The sequence below is a fragment of the Acinetobacter sp. NIPH 2699 genome, assembly GCF_022549355.1.
Taxonomy (GTDB): domain Bacteria; phylum Pseudomonadota; class Gammaproteobacteria; order Pseudomonadales; family Moraxellaceae; genus Acinetobacter.
This window is the reverse complement of sequence record NZ_JAKZGL010000003.1, coordinates 186563-211862: the sequence shown is the minus strand read 5'-3', so window position 1 is coordinate 211862 and position 25300 is coordinate 186563. Positions and strand designations below refer to the sequence as shown.

Annotated in this window: 25 protein-coding genes, 3 tRNA genes and 1 pseudogene; 15 read left to right on the top strand and 14 right to left on the bottom strand. The window is 41.4% G+C overall.

All coding sequences use genetic code 11. From position 1 onward, the window contains the following. Positions 1 to 195: 195 nt before the first annotated feature. A complete protein-coding gene (locus MMP72_RS04525) occupies positions 196 to 1119 on the top strand; it encodes a DUF2167 domain-containing protein (RefSeq protein WP_241314958.1) in 924 nt (307 codons plus the stop codon). After that, positions 1120 to 1863 carry a hypothetical protein gene (locus tag MMP72_RS04520; protein ID WP_241314956.1) on the top strand — a complete coding sequence of 248 codons (744 nt, stop codon included), beginning with the start codon at positions 1120 to 1122 and terminating at the stop codon, positions 1861 to 1863. 37 nt (positions 1864 to 1900) lie between these two features. Here MMP72_RS04520 and MMP72_RS04515 read toward each other — a convergent pair whose 3' ends face one another. Together MMP72_RS04515 and MMP72_RS04510 are read right to left on the bottom strand one after the other, a co-directional pair. Further along, complete coding sequence (locus MMP72_RS04515; RefSeq protein ID WP_241314954.1) at positions 1901 to 2194, bottom strand: hypothetical protein; 294 nt, start codon at positions 2192 to 2194, stop codon at positions 1901 to 1903. Positions 2195 to 2301: 107 nt separating this feature from the next. Then, positions 2302 to 4659: a Tex family protein gene (locus tag MMP72_RS04510; RefSeq protein ID WP_241314953.1), complete on the bottom strand. Its 2358-nt coding sequence runs from the start codon at positions 4657 to 4659 to the stop codon at positions 2302 to 2304. A 457-nt stretch (positions 4660 to 5116) separates the two neighbouring features. Between MMP72_RS04510 and ompR the strand changes: the two genes are divergently transcribed. The 3 genes from ompR to MMP72_RS04495 all read left to right on the top strand — a co-directional run bounded on the left by ompR (position 5117) and on the right by MMP72_RS04495 (position 8989). Beyond that, entirely contained in the window at positions 5117 to 5881 is a 765-nt protein-coding gene (ompR, locus tag MMP72_RS04505) for a two-component system response regulator OmpR (protein ID WP_004673280.1), read from the top strand. A gap of 17 nt (positions 5882 to 5898) precedes the next feature. Then, entirely contained in the window at positions 5899 to 7353 is a 1455-nt protein-coding gene (locus MMP72_RS04500; RefSeq protein WP_241314951.1) for an ATP-binding protein, read from the top strand. 121 nt (positions 7354 to 7474) lie between these two features. Next, positions 7475 to 8989, top strand: coding sequence for an acetyl-CoA hydrolase/transferase family protein (locus MMP72_RS04495; protein WP_241314949.1), 1515 nt, complete (start codon positions 7475 to 7477; stop codon positions 8987 to 8989). A 65-nt stretch (positions 8990 to 9054) separates the two neighbouring features. On the opposite strand, the pseudogene MMP72_RS04490 reads toward MMP72_RS04495, so the two are convergent. The 4 genes and pseudogenes from MMP72_RS04490 to MMP72_RS04475 form a co-directional block, all read right to left on the bottom strand. Then, positions 9055 to 9780: pseudogene (locus MMP72_RS04490) on the bottom strand (class I SAM-dependent methyltransferase). Between the two features lie 109 nt (positions 9781 to 9889). Continuing rightward, a tRNA-Phe gene (locus MMP72_RS04485) sits at positions 9890 to 9965 on the bottom strand. A 150-nt stretch (positions 9966 to 10115) separates the two neighbouring features. After that, positions 10116 to 10191: transfer RNA gene (locus MMP72_RS04480), tRNA-Phe, on the bottom strand. Between the two features lie 108 nt (positions 10192 to 10299). Beyond that, complete coding sequence (locus tag MMP72_RS04475; RefSeq protein WP_241314947.1) at positions 10300 to 10677, bottom strand: GNAT family N-acetyltransferase; 378 nt, start codon at positions 10675 to 10677, stop codon at positions 10300 to 10302. 104 nt (positions 10678 to 10781) lie between these two features. Between MMP72_RS04475 and hisB the strand changes: the two genes are divergently transcribed. The 6 genes from hisB (at position 10782) to MMP72_RS04445 (ending at position 15275) form a co-directional block, all read left to right on the top strand. After that, complete coding sequence (gene hisB / locus MMP72_RS04470; protein WP_004673288.1) at positions 10782 to 11375, top strand: imidazoleglycerol-phosphate dehydratase HisB; 594 nt, start codon at positions 10782 to 10784, stop codon at positions 11373 to 11375. Beyond that, positions 11375 to 11992 (top strand): imidazole glycerol phosphate synthase subunit HisH, encoded by a 618-nt coding sequence (hisH, locus tag MMP72_RS04465; protein WP_241314944.1) that lies wholly within the window; start codon positions 11375 to 11377, stop codon positions 11990 to 11992. The genes hisB and hisH overlap by 1 nt, the downstream gene beginning before the upstream one ends. Positions 11993 to 12141: 149 nt before the next feature. After that, positions 12142 to 12681 carry a DUF805 domain-containing protein gene (locus MMP72_RS04460; RefSeq protein WP_241314942.1) on the top strand — a complete coding sequence of 180 codons (540 nt, stop codon included), beginning with the start codon at positions 12142 to 12144 and terminating at the stop codon, positions 12679 to 12681. Between the two features lie 96 nt (positions 12682 to 12777). Next, positions 12778 to 13437: a 3'-5' exonuclease domain-containing protein 2 gene (locus tag MMP72_RS04455; protein WP_241314940.1), complete on the top strand. Its 660-nt coding sequence runs from the start codon at positions 12778 to 12780 to the stop codon at positions 13435 to 13437. Between the two features lie 66 nt (positions 13438 to 13503). Next, positions 13504 to 14235, top strand: a complete 732-nt coding sequence (hisA, locus tag MMP72_RS04450; protein WP_241314938.1) for a 1-(5-phosphoribosyl)-5-[(5-phosphoribosylamino)methylideneamino]imidazole-4-carboxamide isomerase — start codon at positions 13504 to 13506, stop codon at positions 14233 to 14235. A 146-nt stretch (positions 14236 to 14381) separates the two neighbouring features. Then, on the top strand, positions 14382 to 15275 hold the full coding sequence (locus MMP72_RS04445) for a DMT family transporter (protein WP_241314936.1): 894 nt from the start codon (positions 14382 to 14384) through the stop codon (positions 15273 to 15275). A 10-nt stretch (positions 15276 to 15285) separates the two neighbouring features. Here MMP72_RS04445 and MMP72_RS04440 read toward each other — a convergent pair whose 3' ends face one another. The 4 genes from MMP72_RS04440 to MMP72_RS04425 form a co-directional block, all read right to left on the bottom strand. Further along, positions 15286 to 15609 (bottom strand): antibiotic biosynthesis monooxygenase, encoded by a 324-nt coding sequence (locus MMP72_RS04440; RefSeq protein ID WP_241314934.1) that lies wholly within the window; start codon positions 15607 to 15609, stop codon positions 15286 to 15288. Between the two features lie 148 nt (positions 15610 to 15757). Next, on the bottom strand, positions 15758 to 16150 hold the full coding sequence (locus tag MMP72_RS04435) for a hypothetical protein (RefSeq protein ID WP_241314930.1): 393 nt from the start codon (positions 16148 to 16150) through the stop codon (positions 15758 to 15760). Positions 16151 to 16174: 24 nt separating this feature from the next. Then, positions 16175 to 16792, bottom strand: coding sequence for a DUF1294 domain-containing protein (locus MMP72_RS04430; RefSeq protein ID WP_241314928.1), 618 nt, complete (start codon positions 16790 to 16792; stop codon positions 16175 to 16177). Positions 16793 to 16801: 9 nt separating this feature from the next. Then, positions 16802 to 17752, bottom strand: coding sequence for a homoserine kinase (locus MMP72_RS04425; RefSeq protein WP_241314926.1), 951 nt, complete (start codon positions 17750 to 17752; stop codon positions 16802 to 16804). 112 nt (positions 17753 to 17864) lie between these two features. On the opposite strand from MMP72_RS04425, the gene hisF reads away from it, so the two are divergent. Continuing rightward, positions 17865 to 18623 carry an imidazole glycerol phosphate synthase subunit HisF gene (hisF, locus tag MMP72_RS04420; protein WP_241314924.1) on the top strand — a complete coding sequence of 253 codons (759 nt, stop codon included), beginning with the start codon at positions 17865 to 17867 and terminating at the stop codon, positions 18621 to 18623. A gap of 319 nt (positions 18624 to 18942) precedes the next feature. Here hisF and MMP72_RS04415 read toward each other — a convergent pair whose 3' ends face one another. Beyond that, a complete protein-coding gene (locus MMP72_RS04415) occupies positions 18943 to 19587 on the bottom strand; it encodes a hypothetical protein (RefSeq protein ID WP_241314922.1) in 645 nt (214 codons plus the stop codon). Between the two features lie 115 nt (positions 19588 to 19702). Between MMP72_RS04415 and MMP72_RS04410 the strand changes: the two genes are divergently transcribed. Continuing rightward, positions 19703 to 20710, top strand: coding sequence for an AraC family transcriptional regulator (locus MMP72_RS04410; protein WP_241314919.1), 1008 nt, complete (start codon positions 19703 to 19705; stop codon positions 20708 to 20710). Positions 20711 to 20884: 174 nt separating this feature from the next. Then, positions 20885 to 21574 (top strand): aquaporin Z, encoded by a 690-nt coding sequence (aqpZ, locus tag MMP72_RS04405; RefSeq protein WP_241314917.1) that lies wholly within the window; start codon positions 20885 to 20887, stop codon positions 21572 to 21574. 63 nt (positions 21575 to 21637) lie between these two features. Here aqpZ and MMP72_RS04400 read toward each other — a convergent pair whose 3' ends face one another. From MMP72_RS04400 to MMP72_RS04390, 3 genes are all read right to left on the bottom strand, one after another. Continuing rightward, the gene (locus MMP72_RS04400; protein WP_241314915.1) at positions 21638 to 21880 is read right to left on the bottom strand and encodes a hypothetical protein; all 243 of its coding nucleotides are present in this window, start codon (positions 21878 to 21880) and stop codon (positions 21638 to 21640) included. A gap of 70 nt (positions 21881 to 21950) precedes the next feature. Beyond that, on the bottom strand, positions 21951 to 23024 hold the full coding sequence (locus MMP72_RS04395; RefSeq protein ID WP_241314913.1) for a DNA/RNA non-specific endonuclease: 1074 nt from the start codon (positions 23022 to 23024) through the stop codon (positions 21951 to 21953). 163 nt (positions 23025 to 23187) lie between these two features. Continuing rightward, complete coding sequence (locus MMP72_RS04390; RefSeq protein WP_241314911.1) at positions 23188 to 25068, bottom strand: potassium transporter Kup; 1881 nt, start codon at positions 25066 to 25068, stop codon at positions 23188 to 23190. 121 nt (positions 25069 to 25189) lie between these two features. On the opposite strand from MMP72_RS04390, the gene MMP72_RS04385 reads away from it, so the two are divergent. Next, a tRNA-Ser gene (locus tag MMP72_RS04385) sits at positions 25190 to 25279 on the top strand. The last annotated feature ends 21 nt before the right edge of the window (positions 25280 to 25300 follow it).

Sequence of the window (25300 nt, the reverse complement as noted above, 5' to 3'; positions counted from 1 at the left end):
TTGATAAGCTTTTATTTATCAACTTAAATTGGTTAATTAAAATAAGGAATCTATTTTATATAATCCTATTCAAAGAAATTAAAAAATATAATCATCTAAACATATTTAATTTTCAGTTAAAATATTTTAAAATTCGCCCATAATTTATGCAATAAATTGTAATAAAACCAAAAGCAAAAAATTTGAGAGAACTATATGTTAAATCCCTTACACCCTAAAAAATTAATCCCTTTAAGTTATGCCATCGCCTTAAGTCTTTCTGTATTAGGGACAACGATGACTCCAAATTATGTGCATGCCTCGGCATCTACAGAAGAAACTGCAACAAATAACGCCACAGCTCAAAATGTTGCAGAAAACCCAATGGCCAAATTAGATTGGCATTTAGGACCGAAAAAAGAAAATGTCGCCAATGTGGCAACTTTAAATACCCTCAAAGATGAAGGATTCTTAGATCCAAAGAATGCAGATAAATTTTTAGAACTCACGGGAAATTTAACCACCGGCAGTACCAATATTTTAGTCGCTCCAGATGATTCATGGTGGGCGACCTTCGATTTTGATCCATTGGGTTATATCAAAGATGATGAAAAAATCGATGCCGATGCCTTATTAAAACAACTCAAGGATTCTGATGAACCTTCTAATGAAGAACGCTCGCGTTTAGGTTATCCAAAACTGTATACCATTGGCTGGGCTGTTCCGCCACATTATGACAATCAAACCAAACGTTTAGAATGGGCACTCAAAATTCGTGATGAGGATAATAATGAAGCCATTAACTACACCATTCGTATTTTAGGTCGTACTGGTGTGACTAGTGCAACATTAGTGTCTGACGAAGAACATTTAACCCAGAATATTAATGCGTTTAAAACTAGCTTAAAGGGCTTTGATTATAATTTTGGTGAGAAATACGCAGAATATCGTGAAGGCGATAAAGTGGCTGAATACGGCCTAGCTGCATTAATTGCAGGTGGTGCTGCGGTCGTTGCAACAAAAAAAGGCTTCTGGGCTGCGATTGCCGCATTCTTCGCAGCAACATGGAAATTCATTGCCGTAGGTGCGATTGCCGTAGGTGGATGGCTCCGTTCCCTGTTTAATAAAAACAAATCATAAATGTCGTTACCCTTCGACATACTGATTATGATTGGGATAGTCGGGTTCTATATTTATGACTCGGCTCATCTCTATTTCTATAATGAGTTCAATATTCAAAAAGGACTGGGGTCTGCGTTTAAGTCACAATTAATTTCACGACAACTGAACGTCTTTCGTAAATACTTACTGATTCCCAATCTATTGTTCTCCCATCAACTACTTTTTAAATGTGCATGGAAGATCAAAGATCCTGCCCCCTCCATCCATACCAATGATATTACCCATCTCAAAAACATCAGCCAAACCTTAAAACCACTACAATGGGTCAATATTTTAGTATTCATTTTGACCATAGCGGTTTTACCCTTTTTGATTGTATTTAAAGCAGGCTATCTTGCACTTGCGATCATCTTAGTCGTCATTTATATCTTGAATCTCATTTCAATCCTTTTTGTGATGGTGAAAAGGAAAAAACTCCTGCTTTCTTGGTTTAAAATCATGCAGCTATTATTGGATGCATTACTATGCCCCCCTTTTGCTTTAAATCTATTACGAAAAATTAGTTTAAATTACCACGCCAAAACTGACGGTATATTACTCGCCTCTCAAATACTCGATCCGCAACAATATCAACACCTACTTGATGACATTCTGTTGGATATCCAAGCATTAAAAATAGCATCAAATGAAAAGAACATCGCTCAACTCGAATTAAGAGAACAACAACTTCTCAAGTTTAAAGCGCCGATTACGCACAAATAAAAACCTCCCAAAAGAGGTTATTAAGACTTTGATTACTTTAATGGTTCTGGAATATCAACCCATCTAATCTCTTGACCATATTTAGATCCTTGGTCTTTTTCCATGATATTGCACACTTTGACATTATCATACGCATCTCGATAAGCATCGACACTGTCTTTGTTGCATCATAATTCGGAGACTGTTTTGCCAATGCGGCGTTATATTTAGCAATACTGTGCTTGGAACAAAAGTCAAAATCAAACCAACATTCAGCGATTACGGTATAAGATTTTTTAGCCAGAGCAACAAAGCTCAAACTTGAAATCGCCAATAAAAGTAGTTTTTTCATTATTTAACCTTTGGGCATTTTATGCTTATCGTCATCACTGACATTCAAAAATTAGAATAATAGTTCTTAAAAAAAAGCCTCCGAAGAGGCTTTTTTCATTTGATCAATTATTTCGACCCTTTAATCCCTGCTTGCAATAACAAAGCACCTAAACCACCAATTTTTTGCTCTTGTGGTTTCTCAGTTTTTGGCTTGTTATTTTGCGGACGCTTAAAGTCACCCTCTTTACGTGGTGGACGCGGACCTTGTGGCTTACGCTCTGAACGTTCAGCACGATCTTGCTGCGGACGCTGTTGTTGACGTGGCGCTTTCACAGGTGCAGAACCTTCCGCACGCATACTCAAGTTGACGCGATTACGTTCTGCATCTACTTGAATCACACGAACTTGTACAATTTGACCCGGTTTCACCACTTTATGTGGATCAGAAACAAATTCATTGGCCAGTTCAGAAATATGCACTAAACCATCTTGATGCACACCAACATCAACGAAAGCACCAAAGTTAGTGACATTGGTCACCACACCTTCAAGCTGCAAACCCTCAGTGAGTTGAGCAACTTCAGTGATATCTTCACGGAATTTGGCAGTACGGAACTCTGGACGTGGATCACGACCTGGTTTTTCAAGTTCAGCTAAAACGTCTTGAATGGTTGGTAAACCAAATTTGTCATCGACAAACTCATCCGCTGTAACTTGACGAATAATTTCAGTATTACCAATGATGTCTTTAACCGTCGTCGCTTTCGCCGCAACAATTCTTTCCACCAACCCATAACTTTCAGGGTGAACGGCCGAAGCATCTAAAGGCTCGGAACCATTTTGAATACGCAAGAAACCTGCTGATTGTTCAAAAGTACGCTCACCTAAGCGTGGTACTTTTTTCAATGCTTGGCGACTTTCAAAGCGACCGTGTTCTTTACGGTATTCAAAGATTTGCTGTGCGATTGATTTATTGAGACCTGCAATATAAGCCAGAATCGCAGGAGAAGCAGTATTGACATCGACCCCCACCGCATTCACACAGTCTTCAACCACAGCATCTAGTGTTTTTGCTAAACCTGTCTGGTTCACATCATGTTGGTACTGACCAACACCAATCGATTTCGGGTCGATTTTAACCAGTTCAGCCAATGGATCTTGTAAACGACGGGCAATTGAGACCGCACCGCGAATAGACACATCCAGTTCTGGCAATTCTTGCGATGCCAATTCACTTGCTGAATAGACCGATGCACCCGCTTCACTCACTGTGATACGCGTCAGTTTCAGGTCAGCATTCGCCGCCATCATTTCTGCAACCACCGCTTCAGTTTCACGACTCGCTGTACCATTGCCGATGGCAATAAGTTCCACGTGGAACTCTCGACATAAACGCGCAAGCTCAGCAGTCGAACCTACTTTATCTTCTTTCGGTGCAAATGGATAAATCGTGCTATGCGCAAGTACATCACCTGCATCACTGACCACAGCAAGCTTCACACCGGTACGAATACCAGGATCTACGCCTAATGTTGTGCGGCTGCCTGCTGGTGCAGAAAGCAATAAATGACGTAAGTTTTCAGCAAAGACATCCATTGCTTCAGCTTCAGCAGCTAAACGCTTATCTGTTAATAATGAATGTTCAATTTGTGGACGAATCTTACCCAACCAAAATAATTTGGCCGTTTGTTTTAAATAATCTTGGCGCATTTGTGGTTGAATTTGTTCAAGATTGTATTCCGTTTCGATACGTACCAATGGTGCATCATCTTCACCATCCACTTTCAAACCCAATACATTTTCTTGACGGCCACGTAACATCGCCAATAAACGATGTGAAGGAACCTTATTTAAGTTTTCTGAGAACTCAAAATAATCACGGAATTTTTTGCCGACTTCTTTTTTCTCTTCAGAAGCAACAGCACTTTTCAATACTGCCGTTTTAGAAAAAGTTTGTTTTAATTCAGTGGTTAAAGCGATATTTTGCGCCCAATCATCAATTAAAATATGCTGAATCGCATCGAGCTGGCTTTCAACATCTGAATAGTCTTCGTGACTAAAACCAGCCAAAGCTTCAGTTGGATCAACTTGATCACTGATGATTTTTTCAGCAATTGCACCTAAACCCGCTTCTTTTGCTTTAAATGATTTACTGGTTCGCTTCGGGCGATACGGCGCATAAATTTCTTCTAACGCATTCTTGGTTTCAGCAGCATTTACACGTCCTAATAAATCATCGTTCAATTTATCTTGTTCTTGTAAAGACTGGATCACTTTCTCACGACGCTCGTACAAATCACGCAAGTAAGTTAAACGTGTATCAAGTTGACGTAATTGCGTATCGTCTAAGCCTTGAGTGACCTCTTTACGGTAACGTGCGATAAAAGGAACACTAGCGCCTTCATCAATTAAACGAATAGCAGCTTCTACTTGGTTTGGACGTACGGCAAGTTCATTTGCCAACTGCTGAACTAAGTCAGTCATCGTGATTGATTCCACAAGGGTTGAGTCTAAAAGCAATGATTATAAAGTCCATGGCTATAAAATCCACTATTGTTTTTTTAAAATATTGTGCATATGGTCAGTTCTTTCCCCATAAACCCTACAGATTATGCTAATTGAGCAATGTTTCTAAAATACCAAGCTTTTTCCGCCTAAATATTGAAAAATAGATTGATTGTCATAATTTTACCTGTATATATTTGGTATCTTTCTCTTGATTTTATTGGCAATATTTGTTGCTTTATAACATAGCCAAAACTGTGCAATGAGTCGTATACTGCAGAGTCTATTCACTTTCACCTTACGAGCTATAGCTCTCATTACGACATAAGCCGTATACGGTGCTAGATTTTAGCCGATAACGCAAAGCAGGGTTGAAATATAATACCCCTATAGCATTGCATAAAGACGATGACAATAAACGATAAAGGAGCACAGCATGAGTTTAGTTGTACCTGCCGAATCGACGGAAACTGTTCACCATGAAACAGACCGGGTCGAACGCATTTTAGTGGTCGATGATGATGTGCGCTTGCGTACGCTTTTACAACGCTTCCTCGAAGACAAAGGCTTTGTAGTTAAAACTGCCCATGACGCAACACAAATGGACCGTTTGCTACAACGTGAGTTGTTCTCTCTCATCGTCCTTGATTTCATGTTACCTGTTGAAGACGGCCTAAGTATCTGCCGTCGCTTACGTCAATCCAATATTGACACCCCAATCATTATGCTCACCGCGCGTGGCAGCGACTCTGATCGTATTGCGGGCTTAGAAGCAGGTGCCGATGATTACCTACCAAAACCGTTCAATCCAAATGAGTTACTTGCCCGTATTCGCGCTGTATTACGTCGTCAAGTGCGTGAAGTACCAGGTGCACCAAGCCAGCACGTTGAAGTGGTTAGTTTTGGACCTTGGGCTTTAGATCTTTCCACCCGAACCTTAACCCGTGAAGGTCAAGTTGTCACCTTAACCACAGGCGAGTTTGCCGTACTCAAAGCATTGGTACAACATCCACGTGAACCATTGACCCGTGACAAGCTCATGAATCTAGCACGTGGCCGTGAATGGGGCGCAATGGAGCGTTCAATTGATGTACAAGTCTCTCGTTTACGTCGCTTGATCGAAGACAACCCAGCGCGAGCACGCTATATCCAAACCGTTTGGGGTGTAGGCTATGTGTTTGTTCCAGATGGTGCGGAATAAGCGCAGGAAACTAGACCTTGAAACTTGAACCAATTGATCCGCAAGAATTTACTGACTTCGCGACCTACTCTGAAAGGCCGCGAACAAAATGGGAACGTTTTTTAGATAAAATTAAACCGCGTTCTGCCGCCATGCGTACCACCATTTTGGTACTGTCTATGGTCTTTTTCAGTCTGTTTATGTCTTTGTGGTTCTTTTGGCGTACCTTATATTTACCTGAGTTACAGCAACATGCACGTTATCTTGCGATTGAACTCGAACTGATCAACAATCCCGATATTCGTATTTTACATCGAGATAACGAAGTCGATATTGATGATTGGCTAAAGAATCGTATTGGTATCGAGTACATTACCGATCCAAAAGAATTTCCTAAAGTCGAAGAAAAATTCCTTGCTGAATTATTTACCAATCAAATTGAAGCCAAACTAGCCAAAGAGTTAGGTGTTAAAGATGTAACGGTTTACTTCAAGTTTAAACCGATTCCACGTATTTGGATTCAAACGCCAGAAATGAATGGCAACTGGGTTCGTGAACCACTCAAAACCTATGACAACTATAGCGTTGAGTTGATTGCATCGTGGTTATTTGGTGTGCCTATCTTGTCTTCGATTATTATTCTAATTCTGGTCCGCCAAATGAATCGCCCCTTACGTCGATTACAAAATGCCGCCAACAATTATAGTAAAACAGGTAAAGCGCCGTATCTCGACACCAATCACGGTCCACTTGAAATCCGCCAAGTGAACCAAGCCTTTAATCATATGGTCTATACCCTTGAGCAAACCGAACGTGATCGACAAATCATGTTGGCAGGAATTTCACATGATCTCCGCACCCCGTTGACGCGTATTCGTTTAACCGCAGAAATGCTACCTGATGAATTCTTTCGAGAAGGGCTGATCTACGATGTTGATGATATGGATGCGATTTTAAATCAATTCATTTCGTATATGCGTGATGGTTCTGATGAAGAACTGACAGACACCAATCTCAACACCTTACTACAAGAGTTGGTGGTGCAATTCCAGCCCATGGATATACAGTTTGAAGCACAAGAGTTGCCGATCATTCCAGCACGTAGTCTATCGTTGAAACGTTTAATCGCGAATCTACTCAATAACGCTAAACGCTATGGTTCCGAACCCATTGAACTCTCTGCTAGCCACGTCGATGATCATATTTTAATTACAGTTGCTGATCATGGTGAAGGTATTCCTCCCGAACAGGTGGAAGAGTTGATGCAACCGTTTGTCCGTGGAAATTCAGCACGTACCGTTCAAGGCAGTGGGCTTGGACTTGCGATCGTGAAGCGTATTGTTGATATTCATCAAGGACAAATCAATATCCGTAATCGCGAACAAGGTGGCTTAGAAGTGGTTATTTCATTGCCCATTCCAGTACCTGAATCAGACGAACCACCAAACAACACCATTGGCAAAATCAGACAAACACTGACTGGACATTTTTAGAAAGACAATTTCTGATCAAATATGCCGTAATTTGCGTTAGACCTTAGCCTAAATTCGATACACTTTTCACATTTTAAGGCTAAAATCCAGCACTTATAGAAAGCAACATTGAGAATGGATGATGTCTTTAAGTCGCATTCGCCTTCACAGCCTTCATGACAAAGTCATGAGTGCTGATCAGGCTTCTAGCTTTATTGAAAATGGCATGACCGTTGGCATGAGTGGTTTCACACGTGCTGGTGAGGCAAAAGCTGTTCCTCAAGCACTGGTCAATCGGGCTAAAATAAATCCGTTAAAAATCACATTAATCACAGGTGCAAGCCTCGGTAATGATTTAGACAAACAATTGACTGAAGCAGGTGTATTGGCGCGTCGTCTGCCCTTCCAAGTCGATAACACCTTGCGTCGTGCCATCAATAATGGCGAAGTGATGTTTGTAGACCAACACTTATCTGAAACCGTCGAGCAAATGCGTAACCAGCAACTCAAACGCCCTGATATTGCGGTGATTGAAGCCGTTGCCATTACTGAAGAAGGACATATTGTTCCGACCACATCAGTGGGTAACTCTGCCAGCTTTGCGATTTTTGCTGAAAAAGTGATTGTTGAAATCAACACAGCATTGAGCGCAGACTTTGAAGGTTTACACGATATCTATATTCCAAGCTATCGCCCGACACGAACCCCTCTCCCCTTAACCCAAGTGGATGACCGTATTGGTTCAACGGCGATTCCCATTGATCCCGCAAAAATCGTAGGTATCGTACTCAACGATACCGCAGACTCTCCGTCAACGGTCACTGCACCCGATGCAGAAACACAGGCGATTGCCAATCACTTGATTGCCTTCTTTGAACAAGAAGTTGCGGCAGGTCGCCTAGCGAAGAATTTAGGTCCACTACAAGCAGGGATTGGCTCGATTGCCAATGCTGTATTAACAGGCTTAAAAGATTCTCATTTTGAAGATCTGGTCATGTATTCAGAAGTGCTACAAGACTGCACCTTTGAATTAATTGATGCAGGTAAAATGAAATTTGCCTCAGGTAGCTCCATTACGTTATCAGCAAAATGTGGCGAACGTGTTTTTGGCAATTTGGATCAATACAAAGACAAACTGGTATTACGCCCACAAGAAATTTCCAATCATCCCGAAATCGTGCGTCGCTTAGGTATTATTGGCATTAACACTGCACTTGAGTTTGATATTTACGGTAACGTCAATTCAACCCATGTCTGCGGAACCAAAATGATGAATGGGATCGGTGGTTCTGGTGACTTTGCCCGCAATGCGCATTTGGCTATCTTCGTAACCAAATCAATTGCCAAGGGGGGTGATATTTCTTCGATCGTTCCTATGGCGAGTCATGTTGATCATTGTGAGCATGATGTTGATATTTTAGTGACTGAACAAGGCTTGGCTGATTTGCGTGGTTTAGCACCACGTGAGCGTGCACGTGTCATTATTGACAATTGTGTACATCCACTGTATCAACATGCATTGAATGATTATTTTGATCGTGCTTGTGAAAGAGGTGGTCACACGCCACACATTTTGCGTGAGGCCCTGTCTTGGCATGCGAACTTTGAAGAAAATGGTCAGATGCTAGTGAATTTAAATATTGCTAAATCGGCTTAACAAACCCTCTATTTACCTTAGAAAAGCATGTGAAAGCATGCTTTTTTATTTTCATATTTCAATTTTTATATTCGTCCTACTCGTAACAAGATTGGAAACGAAACTTTTATTGCCTTTTGCATTTCCAAAATATCATGCAATTGCGCCAATGGATTCACATTGCGCTGTTTTTGATAATGTTTGACCGCAGACCATGTATTTAGATAATCCCACAACTGTGCCCCTGTCCATCTCAACTCAATATCAAATGAAGGCATGCCGATTTCCTGAAAAGGAAATGGAATAGTTTGATAATGCTCATCAATATATCGACGCTCAGCATCCCAAAAGCCATTTAAAGTCTCTGCATATAACTGCGTAATACGACGATTCAAATCCACATCATCAATATGTAAAAGACCATAACCAATCACCGCAAATACACCGTCAGGCTTTAGAGTACGTTTGACCTCAGCATAAAACTTTTCAAAATCAAACCAATGAATCGCTTGAGCCACCGTAATTAAATCAAAAGTTTGGTCTGGGAAATACATTTGCTCTGCGGCTTGCTGGAGATATTATACATTTGCCATAGGCGGTGCATGATCTAACTGGTTTTGGCTAATATCAGTGGCGATCACCTTGTGAAAATGCGGTGCAAGTAATTGTGTGAATTGCCCTGAGCCAGCCCCACAATCCCAAGCCTGCTCAAAACCACATACATGCTTTAGAAGCGCTTCAACCAACAATTGTGGATAAGTTGGGCGTGCCTGTTGATAAAGTTCACTTTGTTCAGAAAATAAATCTTTCATGGCTTTTTTATTGTTGAGTGTTCTATGAAGACAAGAATAATAAATAACACAGTCTAAATATTTCTCATATAAAAAAAGCCCCAAACTTTCGTTTGAGGCTTTTTGAATATGGTGGCGTGACCCAGGATCGAACTGGGGACACACGGATTTTCAATCCGTTGCTCTACCGACTGAGCTATCGCGCCAATGGCGTGTATTAAGCCGTATCTCAGATAAATAGTCAACAACTATCCTGAGCTTTTGATTTAAATGACCATTTCTTATCCAAAAGTGTGCTGCAAAAATTTTGGACAAAAAAAATCCCTGATGGGATCAGGGATTGAAAATACAAATCATGGTGGCGTGACCCAGGATCGAACTGGGGACACACGGATTTTCAATCCGTTGCTCTACCGACTGAGCTATCGCGCCAAAGTGGGCGTATTAAACAATGTTTGCCAAAATCCGTCAAGCAAATTTGCGGATTTTTCTATCTAGCGTTTAATTTTGCGGCAAAGACAACAATGCCCCACCACCTATTTAGATTTTACCAATATGCGATAAGCAACGATGAATTGCACCACACCCTGGTTCAAACTGTTTTACCCCTTGCTCTTCTTCAAAACGACAGACCTCTTCAACCAAACGTTCTGCAACACCACGCCCGCGGTTAGCTGGATGTACCACGATATATTCTAAAACACGGCTTTCTCCTTGCCCTGTTGCCCAAATTGCACCTATAATTTTGGTGTTAAATTCGGCAGTATAAACTGTGGTATATTGCTGTAGATTTTGTTCAAGTTGCTCCACAGCATCTTGTCCATCACCAAACTCTGGGCTGGTATCGTAAAGTCGCTCTAGCTGGGTACGAATCCCTAGATGATCTAGAGAACTGTAAGCGTGTACGCTAATAGGCATTGATTAACCCTCCTGAGCAAACTATGATGCTGTCACTTTTTCGTCACAGCGAAACTATCGGTTTTTAATTTAATCATTTTTGACGTTTTTTGAGGAACGTGTCCATGACGCAACGTATCAGTGAAGTGGTAAGAAATACCAACGAAACAAAAATTCGAGTTCGTCTCAATCTCGATGGTACTGGTCAAGGCACACTCAACACTGGAGTTCCATTTTTAGACCATATGATTGATCAAATCAAGCGCCATGGTCTATTTGATATCGATATTCATTGTGATGGTGACCTTGAAATTGACGATCACCACACAGTAGAAGACTGTGGAATCACCTTAGGGCAAGCCTTTGCACAAGCTTTAGGCGATAAAAAAGGCCTACGTCGTTATGGTCATTTTTATGCGCCACTTGATGAAGCATTGTCTCGCGTTGTGGTCGATTTATCAGGTCGCCCGGGTTTATTTATGGATATTCCATTCACTCGTGCCCGTATTGGCAGCTTCGATGTCGATTTATTTTCGGAGTTTTTCCAAGGTTTTGTCAATCACGCCCTGATGACCTTACATATTGATAGCCTGAAAGGTAAAAACAGCCACCACCAGATTGAAAGTGTATTTAAAGCGTTAGCGCGCGCGCTGCGGATGGCTTGTGAAGTTGATCCACGTGCAGAAAATACCATTGCTTCGACCAAAGGTAGCTTGTAATGACGCGTATTGCTTTACTTGACTATGGTATGGGCAATTTGCACTCTGCGGCAAAAGCCTTGGAACATGTCGGTGCGACTGTTGATGTCACCAATGACCCGAAACTGATTACCAAAGCCGATAAAATCGTATTTCCAGGTGTAGGGGCAATGCGTGATTGTATGCAAGGCATGCATGAGGCTGGCATTGATGAAGTGGTTCGCCAAGCCGCGTTCAACAAGCCTGTTTTAGCGATTTGTGTCGGTATGCAGGCCCTACTGCAAACATCTGAAGAAAATGGTGGTGTGGATGCACTCGGTATTTTTGATGGCGTAGTTAAACATTTCCCAGAAACACCAAATCTAAAAGTACCTCACATGGGTTGGAACCAAGTGCATCAACTTGATCCAAGTCATCCGATGTGGAACAACATTGAGCAAGATGCGCGTTTCTACTTTGTGCACAGCTATTATGTTGAACCACAAGATTCGACTGTTATTGCAGCAACCTGTGATTATGGTGTGAATTTCTGTACCGCAATTCATAAAGATAATTTATTTGCCACGCAATTCCACCCTGAAAAAAGTCATACCGCAGGTTTGCAGTTGTTGAAAAACTTTGTGGAATGGAACATCTAATTACAAAAACTGTAGCAGATTAAATCCATGCATTTGATCTGCTTTTATCAAAATATTCTGTAATTCTCATATTATTTTCTTTATTATCCCCAACTATACAGATCACTCCATTTAAACAATTGTATAAAAACACCTAAATAGGAATAAAAATGAATTCACCTATCCAAACCGTAGATAAACCACTCAGCGCTAAAGGTCGTTTTGGTCGATTGTCTTTTGCTGCATGGACAATGTTAATGACGATTGTTTTCTGTATCGTGATTTTCATTTTGGCCTTCGCAAGTTTTGGTGGCAATCTTCTAGTAAATAGTGATTTTCCCTTAATCACCGTACTACTTTTCATTGTGATTTATGCTGCAATGATCTATATCTCTTTTATTTTTACTATTCGCCGTTTACATGATCGCAATCAAACGGGCTGGCTATCATTGTTAATGCTTATTCCCTTCTTTAACCTTATATTTTTAATCTATCTGCTCGCTGCAAAAGGCTCGGACGGTGAAAATAATTATGGTCCTCTGCGGGAAACAGCAGGTTGGGAAAAAGTATTGGGCTGGATCTATATTGTGATTCTTCCACTGGCATTTGTTTTCGGTATTATCGGAGCAATCGCGCTGCCAGCGTATCAGGGTTACATAGAAAGAAGCCAACAAATCCAAATGGAATATCAACAAAACTATTCTGAATAAATATTTCCCTTGATTAAAGGCCAAGTTCTGCTACTTGGCTTTTTCATCTAGACGAAAACGTTTAAGCTCCAACAAATGGCTTGAGTTTTAATAAAGATGGAAATGCAGCAACCAATGATTCCTTTAACCAAAGAACAGATCAGAGCATTACCCGCCTTTCAAAATTTAAACCATGAAAATATTCTGGTCATTCAAACACTCGAACAATGTTTAGCAGTTCAAGCTGAACTCAACGCCATTCTCATTTTTGGTTTCGATACAGAATCTAAACCCACATTTAAAGTGGGTGAAAAATCGACAGGACCACATTTAATCCAGTTAGCTACCCATGACAAAGCTTATCTTTTCCAAGTCACACCTGAGATTTTGAATTTCTTAAAACCTATTTTAGAAAGTGAACAACAACTCAAAGTTGGTTTTGGACTCAAAAATGATGCCAGTATTTTCCGTGCTAAAGGAATTGAGCCTAAACAACTGATTGAGCTTTCTAAAAGCTTTGCGAGTTTTGGTTACCGCACTCAAGTCGGTATACAGACAGCAGTTGCCCTACTCTTTCATCGTTATTTTGCTAAAAGTAAAAAAATAAGCACCTCGAATTGGTCCGTTAAACAGTTAAGCCCTCAGCAAATTGCATACGCCACAGCAGACGCGTATACAGCTCTGTTAATCTTTGAACATCTCTATCAGCATCGGTTATTAAGTCCACAGCAACAACAAATCATCAGAATACTCAAAGGTTCAACATCCAAGGCTTAGCGATTGATCAATACTTTGCTAATATGTAGCCAATTTAAACTCTATGATGACGCAAGGAGCGAAAGCATGCTAATCATCCCTGCAATTGACCTGAAAGATGGCAAATGTGTTCGTTTAAAACAAGGGCGTATGGAAGACGATACTGTGTTCTCTGATGATCCTGTCGCAACTGCACAACACTGGGTGGATGAAGGCGCACGCCGTTTACATTTAGTTGATTTAAATGGTGCTTTCGCTGGTACGCCCATTCATAAACCTGTGGTTGAGGCAATTGCGCGTGCCCAACCAGAACTCCCTATTCAAATCGGTGGCGGCATCCGTTCACTGGAAACGATCGAACACTATCTTGAAGCAGGTGTCTCGTTCGTCATTATTGGAACCAAAGCGGTTCAAAACCCTGAGTTCGTGGACGAAGCATGTAAACGCTTTGCAGGTCATATCATCGTAGGCATTGATGCCATCAATGGTATGGTGGCAACAGATGGTTGGGCCAATGTCACTGATGTGAAAGCCACTGATCTTGCTAAACGCTTTGCCGATGCAGGCGTGTCGAGCATTGTGTACACCGATATTGCACGTGATGGCATGATGCAAGGCGTCAACGTTGAACAGACTGTCAACTTGGCACAATATTCAGGTTTGCCTGTGATTGCCTCTGGCGGCGTGACCAATCTTCACGATGTGCGTCATTTAAAAGGTCAGACAGGCATTTTAGGTGCGATTACAGGTCGTGCGATTTATGAAGGCACATTGAGTCTTCGTGACGCCCAGTTATTGTTAGATGAAGATCGCCTCTAAACACAACGCTTAAAGAAGAGCCGTCAGGCTCTTTTTTATTTTGAGTGAAATAAATCGCCTCAACTGAAATAAATTAGATTATTTTTCTTGCATAAAACCTATCAATTTATACACAATATAAAGTTGATTTTTCCTGTTTCTAAAGCATGTTATCGAATCTCTCATCCTCTCCAAAAGCAGCACAACTCGCACTGATTTTTATTACCATGATTTGGGGCGGAACTTTTTTAGCCGTGCAATATGCGCTGAATTTTAGTACGCCGATGTTTTTTGTCGGTTGCCGCTTTGCGGTAGCGGCATTGGTGATCTTCCTTATTTCGATGAAATCTATTCGCGGCTTGACGCTCAAAGAAACGCTTGCTGGTACAGCGATTGGTATCATGATTGCAATTGGTTATGGTACACAGACCATTGGCTTACAGACCATTCTCAGTAGTGAATCAGCCTTTCTGACAGCACTTTATGTTCCACTGGTTCCAGTATTAATGTGGATCATTTTCCAGAAAAGACCATCCTTAATGACATGGATCGGTACAAGCTTGGCATTTACCGGTTTAGTGTTCTTAACAGGAAATGGCTTTTCAAGTATTAGCCTAAATTATGGGCAAATACTCACCCTGATCTGTGCCTTTGTGATTGCCTTAGAAATTATTTTGATTGGTTATTTTGCAGGGAAAGTAAATCTGAGACGTGTCACGGTGGTTCAGTTGGTGGTTGCTTCTGGACTGTCTTTTGCCAGTATGCCTCTTGTTGGCGAACATAGTATTCCAACTTTTTCTTGGCCCTTAGTGATGATCGCAGTGGGCTTAGGGCTTGCGAGCGCATTGATTCAATTTGTGATGAACTGGGCACAACGTATGGTTGATCCAAGCCGTGCTGCCATCATTTATGCTGGCGAACCTGTTTGGGGAGGATTATTTGGGCGTATCGCAGGTGAACGGTTGCCACTACTGGCATTATTTGGTGGTTTACTGGTGGTCTTAGGGGTTTTGGTGAGTGAGTTGAAGTTTAAAATACTCAATCATCCCAAAGAAAAATAAAACTTCCGTATTAATCTTTGTTTGGTGGTTGGTTCTTCTTCAACAACATATGCGGTTGATAGTACTCTACCGTTGGTATCGGATCGTAGAATGGGTGTAGTAATGCCTTCCATTCTTGATATGCCGCAGATTTCCTAAACCCTTCGGTATGATGTTCAATTCTGTCCCAAAAGATCATTAGAATATAACGCTGATCATCTTGAACATGCTTGATCAATTGCACGGCATTCAGCCCAGCCATTGGATAAATAATCGCTTTGGCTTGTTGAAATGCTGCTTCAAAAGCCTGACTTTGATTTGGCTTAATATTTAAATGCACATGCTCTATAATCATAATTAAACCTGTTTAAATTCTTCAAACACAATTTGAAGGTAATTTTTTATAAAATCAAATATATGGTTATTGATATCTAAGGATATAAAGTGATATTCAAATTTTATTGAAAAAAGCGGATAAGATTATTATCCGCTTTCTGTTCAAATTACTGATACATCGGTTTATTGTCATTTAATGCAATCAAACCACGAATCGCGCGATAAACGATCCATATCCATGCCACAAAAATAACTGATACACAGAAAACTGTGCCAGACAGCGCAACACCAGCAAATGCATTTGGATTATCGCCTGTCAAAAACAGGAAGAAAAATGGGATAAAGGCAATAATATTCCACGCTAAATACCACCAAAAGGTGCGAATTTGCCAAGTAAAGTGGCTTTCAAAAATTGAACCTTGTACATCACGACGTTTCACATAGTTAATAATCAAGGCAATGATCGCCAATAAACCACCGCTAAAAATCGCAATAATATAAAGCACATAAAGAATCAAGGTCAAAGTGCGATTCGGGTCTTGATCAACAGAGTAATTCATTTTTATTTAGCTCCAAAACCTCCCTCAATGAAAAATATTGAGTGGAGAAATTAACCAACATATCAATAATATATGAAAAGCTATGGTACAGAAATAAATCTTACGAAACGGTTGTTTTTGTGTTTTATGTCTCAGTTTTTGCTGGGCAAGCCAACCAGCGCACCATCCACCCAAAGAATCAACGATGTGCAGAGTCTGTTCAGGTATCCGACGATTGCCCAATTGTGCTGCTTCTTTGTCTTGTGAATACAACCAATAACTCAGTGCATTCATCAAACTTACAAAGAGTAAGGTAAACGGTGGCAATAGCTTGCTAAAACTCGCAATCACCATAAAGACAATATAAACCCCAATCCCGACTTTCATCGACGACCATCCAGTCGCTGTGGTCGGTCGAACAGGCGCGGCTTTATGCTCAATCACTTGTGATGCTTTTAAATAAACGACTTGTTGCGCGCGATAGCGACCACGCTCATCTAAAATCACCAAATAATCTAAAGCACAGCCCACAATCGGTCTTGGGCCAGTGCGAGCAAAGTCTTTAATATGTAGAAAAACTCGCTCTTTCTTCGCATCATTGGGTTGAATAAAGCCATAGCCTTTGTCATCAAACCATTCCACTAAACGTCCTTGATCTCGCATGACTTTTTCCTAAGCTGTGATTCGTTGTAATCGGTCTAGTAACATCATTCGCATTTCAACTGGATCTTTCTGAGAAATATCTTCACCTGTACGACCATGCGCTGCATTTTTCTGCGCCACTTGCAAACGCATACTCCAGAAACGGCAGGCGGCCATCGCTAAATAAATATCTAAACACGCCAGCTCATCGTCGCTAAGCGGGCGAATCGCCTGATAAGCCGCCAAAAATGCATCTGCTTTACGCTGATCAAGATACGCTTGTGGATAGGCAGTACAGAAATCATTGATACTAATCGCAATATCAAATAGCCACTCATCTTGATTGAGTTCATAAAAATCAAGAATACCGTTTAACTGATTGCCTTCAAATAGTGTGTTGTCTCTAAATAAGTCTGAATGAATAAAGCCCACTGGACGATCAGGATGTTGTTGTGTGATGTCGGCAAACTGCTGAAAAACCAGCGCCAATAAATCCTGATCCGCTTGACTCATGTGAGGTTTCAACTGTTCAGCAACCTCAGTCCAATACTGATGATTGCGGTTAAAATCACGCACCAAAGGAAAACCCTGCAAAGCCAAATGCAATTTTGCTTGTGCTTGAGCAATCGCTTCAATCTGCTCAATGGTCGTATCTTCTGGATGTTGACCCATGATTCGTGGCGCAATTTGTGCAGGTTTATCGGCAATACTATGAATCGCTTGACCGTGGTGTTTCAAGGGTACTGCCACAGGCACACCTGCCTGTCCCAAACAATCCAGTACAGGCACCAGCTCACCTGCCCCGATCGCATCTAATTCTTCAAAAACCGTTAAAACATACTGCTTCTGATTTTGATCCACCAAAAAATAATTGGTGTTTTGAATACCGCCTTGGATTGGAATCAGGTCAATCACTGCTAAACCATAAGGCTCAGCAAAGGCTTGAACTTGTTCTAAACTCAACGGGGTATAAACCGACATGGAAAACCTGCAAAAAATAGCTGTGAAGTTTGCTAGAATACCTGTTCCCTTCATGAAGGTGTAGCACCTAAATCGGTCTCCTTTCTTTATTGGCGATTTTTTGGAAAATTTTATGCTCGCAAAACGTATTATCCCTTGCTTAGATGTTGATAATGGTCGAGTCGTCAAAGGCGTTCAATTCCTTGATATTCGTGATGCAGGTGATCCTGTCGAAGTTGCTCGTCGTTATAACGAACAAGGTGCCGATGAAATTACCTTTTTAGATATTACCGCTACCCATCATGGACGTGATACGACTTATCGCACGGTAGAACGGATGGCAGAAAGTGTATTTGTGCCTTTAACCGTTGGCGGTGGTGTGCGTAAAGTAGAAGATATTCGTTTACTGCTCAATGCAGGTGCCGATAAAGTCAGCATCAACTCAGCAGCCGTATTTAATCCTGAGTTTGTACAGGAAGCCTCGCAACGTTTCGGCGCACAATGTATTGTGGTTGCTATTGATGCCAAGAAAACAGGTGAAAATAAGTGGGAAATCTTTACTCACGGTGGTCGTAAAACCACAGGCATTGATGCCATTGAATGGGCTGTGAAAATGGCTGACTTCGGTGCAGGTGAACTGTTGATTACCAGTATGGATGCCGATGGAACTAAAGCAGGTTATGACATTGCGCTGATGCGTGCGATCAATGACCGTGTCAGTGTACCCACCATTGCATCAGGTGGTGTTGGCAACTTACAGCATTTAGCAGATGGGATATTAAAAGGTGGTGCAGATGCTGTGCTTGCAGCCTCTATTTTCCACTTTGGTCAGCATAGCATTCCTGAAGCAAAACAATATCTAGCGGAACAAGGCATTGAAATGCGCTTATAAGCATTGCATGCGCTTTAAAAGCAACCTCTCAAATCAATGATTTGAGAGGTTTTTTATTCGTTCGACATTTATCACAGACAAAAAAATACCTTGCTGAGCAAGGTATAGAAACTGCGTATAAACAACGCCAGAGGGTAAGAGAACATACAGCCATTTTGAGTAAATTCTAAGCATTTAAAGTGCCTGAGCCAAAATAGCGATAAAAGCAGCAGAAATATTGACATTAAAACCCTATTTTATTGACAATTCACGACAACCGCCCTTTCATTCCGTCATGATTGGTCAAAAAAGATGACCTCTTTTCCCTCGTTTTTATCACTTAAGCAACCGATTCCTTTTCCGCTTCTTCAACAGCAGCAGATGCAAGCAATTTGGGCTTTTGTTCCACCCACTTGGCAGGAAAAACAGATTCTATCGCTTGGGTAAGCAGCTTAGAGAATGTTGCGGGTAAAGGTATGCCCAATGGATTCGCTTCTTTTAAGTCCGCAGAAGAGACCACACGGGTTCCCATCACATAATCAAACCAAGGACGCGTCACACACCAGTTGGCATCTTGGTTAGAGTTCATATGATGATCATAATGCCAAGGGATGCTAGCTTTCGCCCAATCAGGTTCTAAATGCGCACGGCGATGCACATAATAATAATTGCCAGCACTGTAGAGTGCCGCCAAAGACATGCCTTTTGAGAATGGATAAAACGCCACGCTTGCCACCCCCGCCACCACCGCCAGTGACATCACTTCATTACGTGTGCGCCAATGTTCGAATCCTTGCACATAACATTCATCGGCAAATTCCTGCTTACGCACTTCACGATGATGGGCCCAATGTGATTCCATACTTCTCGGTACAGGACTATATCGTGGCTGCCCTGAGCGATGCACGCCATGCAAAATATATTTATGTGCAAACCATTCAAATGCATTGGCAACTGCCAAACCTGCAATAAAACCTTTTAGCATGATTTTTCCCCAATCTGTCCTGACTTATATTCAGCATATAAATTTTGGTAGGCGAAGTATTGACGATACGCTATAGTTGTATTGACAAAACACGACAAACAAAGGAGTCGACAGGATGTCTCAACTCAAGAACTATACTGGCTCTGTTTTTGGTGGTTTGGGGCATTTACTCAAAGCCTATTGTGAGGCAGAAAATATCGCTGTTCCTGAGCAATTACAACAAATTCGAAACTTAGAACGCTTCGATTATGTGATTTGGCGTGACTTGCTTGAAGATCTCAATCGCTTAGATCCCAAAATTGGACTTGGGTTAGAAATTGCAGCCTATGTGCAACCTAAACATCTCGGTATAATCGCTTACCTCGCGCTTTCATGTGAAAATTTGGGCGAAGCATTAGCACGCTATCATGACTTTCATCGCTTGATTTATGATGGCAGCCCTTTGGTAGTCGAGTTTAATGACCCTTATGTTTCCATTCGTTGGGAAGCACCTGAACCGCATCCAACCCAACTCACCGATGAAATTGCCATTGCATTGATGGTGCAATTCCTCAAGTTGTTTATGTCAGGTGAAAGTATCCATTTACACGAAGTGCATTTCGTCAATCCGCCTCCAAAAAATATCAGTATTTATGAGCAATATTTTCGCTGCAAGGTTCGTTTTGAACAGCCTAAAACGCAACTGCTATTGCCAGTAGCTGAAGCGTTTAAACCATTAAAAAGCAGTGACCACACCCTACAACAACTGCTGTTACAACAGGCGCAAGCTTTATTAGACAAGTTACCGAATTCAACTCAACTGGATCAACGTCTACAACATGCCATTTTGACAGGTTTGCAAAAGAACCAATATCAGATCGATTTTATTGCAGAAAAATTAGGGCTTTCTGTTCGACAGTTACAACGACATTTGCAACAACAAGGCACCACTTTTCAGGAGCGTGTACAACAAATTCGCTTTATGTTGTCGACTGAATATTTAAAAGACCCTCATCTCAGTTTACAAGAAATCGCCTTGCTGCTTTGTTATTCAGAGCAAAGTGCTTTCCAACGTGCTTTTAAACTTTGGACAGGACAGACACCGCAACAGTGGCGGAACAACAACACAACTTACAATTCGTAATAAAACCATTGATGAACTCACTGTTTCACAACTGATCCTTTTTGTTACACCCTTTATACAATAACCCACACCCCTATGTGGATCAGTTCACATTTTTTTCACATAGGGTTAAACGTGTTCATAATAATGTTTTGGATACCTAATTTTTCTTTTTAAAAATATGTGGTGATAACAATGAACAAATATTTAGCAGAGTTTCTTGGAACTTTTTGGCTCGTTTTTGGTGGTTGTGGTAGTGCTGTACTTGCAGCAGCCTATCCAGAACTTGGTATCGGCTTTATGGGTGTGGCATTGGCATTCGGTCTCGCCGTTTTAACGGGTGCTTACGCGTTTGGTCATATTTCAGGTGGTCACTTTAACCCTGCTGTCAGTGTGGGTTTATGGGTCGGTGGACGCTTTGAAGCTAAAGAACTTGCCCCTTATATTATTTCTCAAGTGATTGGTGCAACCATTGCAGCATTGGTCCTTTATATTATTGTACAAGGTCAAGCAGGCTTCGCTGGTACAGGTGGCTTTGCCAGCAATGGCTATGGTGATTTATCACCAAATAATTTTTCTCTTGGCTCTGCTTTCATTATCGAAGTAGTACTGACTGCATTCTTTATCATTATTATTATGGGGGCAACTGATCGTCGTGCACCTGCTGGATTCGCACCGATTGCAATTGGTTTGGCTTTAACCTTAATTCACTTAATCAGTATTCCTGTAACCAACACCTCAGTAAACCCTGCACGTAGTACAGGTGTGGCATTCTTTGCTGAAACCGCAGCACTCAGTCAATTATGGTTATTCTGGGTCGCTCCAATTATTGGTGCCGTGATTGGTGCTGTGATTTATAAAATTGTTGGACGTGAACAAGACTAAGACTTAATCTTCATAAAAAAAACAGCCTTAACTTAGGCTGTTTTTTTATTGTTAAATTTGCAGTCAAAGAAATGGATTTTCGATTTCTTGTTCCGATTGACGTTCGATCTGTGCAGGTAGATTTTCTTTCTCCAACGCCGTCACCACATCATTGATAAAACTTTGCAAGGCTTTCGCTGTTTTAAGACCTGATTGATCTTTAGTAATTTGCAAATTGCCATATAAGCTCACGCAATCGACCTGATTTTCTAAAGTCAGATCATAAATCGCTGAAGACTCATTGCCATGTTCAAAAGGTTTAAACATTTCACCTCCCATTCTTATTGTCTGCTTTACAACATGAGCCAAGCTCACGTGCTTTGCAAGAGCGTCTACATTATCTCAACAATTGTAAAAAATACTGAACCAACATATCCACCAAGTGCTGAATTACCGCTTGTTTAGCCTCTTCATCAATGTGTGGCAACTGGCTTTCGGCGGCTTGGGTTCGACCCGAACTAAACTGGTTTTGCTGCGCTTGAATACTTGCTGTGGTTGCTTCTTCTGCACATTGGCTTTGCCCATCCCAATGCAAATAGCTGATGTCTTTATTTGGTGTCACCTGTTGCGCAGAAAGTGGTAGCTGATAAATATTACGCTTCTGCTGCTCGGTTAACTGTGGAAATAAGTTGATCCCAAGCTTTTCTTCCAAATAACACACACTGACCACTTTAACCTGTAGTGATGCATTATTTGGCGCATAGTAGGCACCAATGATGCCCTGTTTGGGTAAATATACGGCTTTATACACCGCTGTGGGCACAATCACCCCATTGCCAATGGTTTTTAACCGCTGCCCTTCAAAAATCGGACCCGTTAGAACATAAGCATCTTTATGTTGCTTAGTAACAATGGAACGAACCGCCTCCTCAACTTTACGCCACGTTTCCTGATTATTTTTAGGCGCTTGTGGCACCATATTGGCCAATGAAAAACTGTCATATTGCGCGGCCTTATTGTTCATATCACCATTCGGTGCCATATGCCCACGATCGTAGCCTGAACCACGATAGTCTGACAACAATGCCCGATGTCGCTCTGCTACACGAGTTTCTTCATGGAAATTATCTTCTCGCTTAATCTTGATACTTAAACGCTGTGGAGTTAAATATTCGGCTGTCCACAGTGGGGTTTTTGAGATGCCAGAATACATCACATTAAAATCATTAAAGCACAACGCGTAACTGTCTCTTTGCAGACTTTCTTTATTTAATAAAGGCGGAACATCACGATAAAATTGTTTTAAACATGTTCCATTATTGCTCTGTAATGGAATCAATTTAGAAATTTTTTCATTGCCAAATGCAATCGCAAAGCTGCTCGTTGCGAGCAAAGCCAATAAAATTTTTCCAACATTTTGGCTCAAAAAAGCGAATTGCGTTTTACGCTTTCGGGTTGTTCTTTTTGCCATAACCACTTCAAAATCAATATCAACGCGCAGCTTAACAAGTCCAACACAGACTGTATATTCACAAGTGAGCAAGAACGACACATTATGTCGCCAAACTGTTCACTTGATCATCAAACCATAAAAAAATGGCACGCGATGGTGCCATTTCCATTTCAATCCATCACTAAATTTCGATCTGACTACCCAGCTCCACCACACGATTGGTTGGGATTTGATAGAAGTCACTGACAGGACTGGTGTTGCGCTGCATCGAGATAAACAGTTTTTCACGCCAAGGCGACATGCCATCCCCAACGGTATGCACAATACGCTCACGAGAAATAAAGAAGCTCATTTGCATCATATCGAATTCAAACCCAAGCTCCTGATAAGCCTGTTGCAAAGCATCTGGCACATTGGGCTGATCTTTAAATCCATAATAGATATAGATGCGATAAAAATGATCGTCCAGTTTTTCTACTTTCACACGATCCTCTGTCGCTACGTATGGAATGTCTTCGGTATATACCGTGACGATCACATTGCGCTCATGTAAGACCTTATTATGTTTAATGTTATGCAGCATTGCATGAGGAACAATATTTGGAGTCCCTGTTAAAAAGATTGCTTCCCCTGGAACAAACTTGGTTTCTTTGCTCATACCGATACTTTTAATAAATAAGTCCAGTGATAACGCATCCGTTTCCATACGTTTATACACAATCTCACGTCCACGTTTCCATGTCATCAAAATGGTATACACCACCGCACCAATTAAAATCGGCACCCAACCGCCCGCTAATATCTTTAATGAGGTAGAGGCAACAAAGACTAAATCCAGCAGTAAAAAAGGAATCGCAAGCAAAGCAACTTTCCACCAAGACCAGCGCCATACTCCATAGGCCAAAGTCGAAACAAGAATGGTGCCACACAACATGGTCATGGTCACTGCCACCCCATAAGCACTGGCTAGCTCTGTACTAGTTTCAAACAATAAGATCAAAATCACGACCGAGACAAAGAGTACCCAATTGATAAAAGGGAGATAAATCTGACCTTGTTCTACATCAGAAGTATGGTGCACGGTTAAACGTGGTAAATAACGTAGCTGCATCGCTTGATTGGCAACCGAAAATACCCCTGTAATCACAGCTTGAGAAGCAATCACCGCAGCAGCCGTTGCCAGACCAATCATGGGAAATAACGCCCAATCAGGCACTAATAGATAGAATGGATTTTCGATCGCTTGTGGACTGCGAAGCAATAATGCCCCCTGACCTGCATAGTTCAACAACAAACAAGGGAGCACGATAATAAACCAAGCCAATTTGATCGGCATACGACCAAAATGCCCCATATCGGCATATAACGCTTCGCCTCCAGTCATGGTCAAGATCACTGCGCCCATGGTAATAAAAGCGATCGCTGGCTGCTCATAGACAAAGTTGAATGCCCAATATGGATTCACCATCATCAGCACATAAGGCGTTTGAATAATACTCCACAGGCCAATCAAGCCAATGGAAAGAAACCACAACAACGTCACTGGCCCAAACAGTCTCCCCATCGTGGCCGTGCCATGTCGTTGTACAAGGAAGAGTCCTGTTAAAATCCCTAAAGCAATCGGAACCAACCACTGATTAAAAGCAGGCGTCACAATACTCAGCCCCTCAATCGCAGACAGCACTGAAATCGCAGGCGTAATAATGCCATCACCAAAGAATAATGATGCACCGATAAAACCAAGTGCGATCAGGTAAATCTTATTCTTATCTGAAAATACTTTAGAACGGAGGTTCAACGCCAGCAAAGATATAATTCCACCTTCACCATTGTTATCCGCGCGCATGATCACTGAAACATATTTAAAGCTAATGGTTAAGTTCATACACCAAAAAATCAGGGATAAAATCCCCAATACCGATGCTTCATTGATCGCCATATGCCCTGTATTGAAACACTCTCGTATCGCATATAGCGGACTCGTACCAATGTCCCCAAAGACCACCCCTAAGGCTGCCAATGTCATCACTGGCAATGCGGCTTTTTTTGCAGAACTTTGCATATACTTCAATCAAATCAAATTTGAGATTGCGCCATATTACCACTGGCTAAAAACTTTTTCTGCAAATCTATGATTTTGTAGCTTGGCAGCTTGTTCTTTTTTGGTTACTATCGCACACCTTGGTGAGGTGTCCGAGTGGCTTAAGGAGCACGCCTGGAAAGTGTGTATACGTTTGCGCGTATCGAGGGTTCGAATCCCTCTCTCACCGCCAAGATTACTTTCTATGATATTT

Excerpts from the sequence above, each read along its gene's own strand:
- MMP72_RS04395 (WP_241314913.1), bottom strand. The coding sequence starts at position 23,024 with ATGGCAAAAAGAACAACCCGAAAGCGTAAAACGCAATTCGCTTTTTTG.
- MMP72_RS04460 (WP_241314942.1), top strand. The coding sequence starts at position 12,142 with ATGAATTCACCTATCCAAACCGTAGATAAACCACTCAGCGCTAAAGGT.
- MMP72_RS04425 (WP_241314926.1), bottom strand. The coding sequence starts at position 17,752 with ATGTCGGTTTATACCCCGTTGAGTTTAGAACAAGTTCAAGCCTTTGCT.
- MMP72_RS04430 (WP_241314928.1), bottom strand. The coding sequence starts at position 16,792 with ATGCGAGATCAAGGACGTTTAGTGGAATGGTTTGATGACAAAGGCTAT.
- MMP72_RS04435 (WP_241314930.1), bottom strand. The coding sequence starts at position 16,150 with ATGAATTACTCTGTTGATCAAGACCCGAATCGCACTTTGACCTTGATT.
- MMP72_RS04520 (WP_241314956.1), top strand. The coding sequence starts at position 1,120 with ATGTCGTTACCCTTCGACATACTGATTATGATTGGGATAGTCGGGTTC.
- hisH (WP_241314944.1), top strand. The coding sequence starts at position 11,375 with ATGACGCGTATTGCTTTACTTGACTATGGTATGGGCAATTTGCACTCT.
- MMP72_RS04515 (WP_241314954.1), bottom strand. The coding sequence starts at position 2,194 with ATGAAAAAACTACTTTTATTGGCGATTTCAAGTTTGAGCTTTGTTGCT.
- MMP72_RS04455 (WP_241314940.1), top strand. The coding sequence starts at position 12,778 with ATGGAAATGCAGCAACCAATGATTCCTTTAACCAAAGAACAGATCAGA.
- hisA (WP_241314938.1), top strand. The coding sequence starts at position 13,504 with ATGCTAATCATCCCTGCAATTGACCTGAAAGATGGCAAATGTGTTCGT.
- aqpZ (WP_241314917.1), top strand. The coding sequence starts at position 20,885 with ATGAACAAATATTTAGCAGAGTTTCTTGGAACTTTTTGGCTCGTTTTT.
- MMP72_RS04400 (WP_241314915.1), bottom strand. The coding sequence starts at position 21,880 with ATGTTTAAACCTTTTGAACATGGCAATGAGTCTTCAGCGATTTATGAT.
- MMP72_RS04415 (WP_241314922.1), bottom strand. The coding sequence starts at position 19,587 with ATGCTAAAAGGTTTTATTGCAGGTTTGGCAGTTGCCAATGCATTTGAA.
- hisF (WP_241314924.1), top strand. The coding sequence starts at position 17,865 with ATGCTCGCAAAACGTATTATCCCTTGCTTAGATGTTGATAATGGTCGA.
- MMP72_RS04445 (WP_241314936.1), top strand. The coding sequence starts at position 14,382 with ATGTTATCGAATCTCTCATCCTCTCCAAAAGCAGCACAACTCGCACTG.
- MMP72_RS04510 (WP_241314953.1), bottom strand. The coding sequence starts at position 4,659 with ATGACTGACTTAGTTCAGCAGTTGGCAAATGAACTTGCCGTACGTCCA.
- MMP72_RS04440 (WP_241314934.1), bottom strand. The coding sequence starts at position 15,609 with ATGATTATAGAGCATGTGCATTTAAATATTAAGCCAAATCAAAGTCAG.
- MMP72_RS04525 (WP_241314958.1), top strand. The coding sequence starts at position 196 with ATGTTAAATCCCTTACACCCTAAAAAATTAATCCCTTTAAGTTATGCC.
- MMP72_RS04390 (WP_241314911.1), bottom strand. The coding sequence starts at position 25,068 with ATGCAAAGTTCTGCAAAAAAAGCCGCATTGCCAGTGATGACATTGGCA.
- MMP72_RS04410 (WP_241314919.1), top strand. The coding sequence starts at position 19,703 with ATGTCTCAACTCAAGAACTATACTGGCTCTGTTTTTGGTGGTTTGGGG.
- hisB (WP_004673288.1), top strand. The coding sequence starts at position 10,782 with ATGACGCAACGTATCAGTGAAGTGGTAAGAAATACCAACGAAACAAAA.
- MMP72_RS04475 (WP_241314947.1), bottom strand. The coding sequence starts at position 10,677 with ATGCCTATTAGCGTACACGCTTACAGTTCTCTAGATCATCTAGGGATT.
- ompR (WP_004673280.1), top strand. The coding sequence starts at position 5,117 with ATGAGTTTAGTTGTACCTGCCGAATCGACGGAAACTGTTCACCATGAA.
- MMP72_RS04495 (WP_241314949.1), top strand. The coding sequence starts at position 7,475 with ATGTCTTTAAGTCGCATTCGCCTTCACAGCCTTCATGACAAAGTCATG.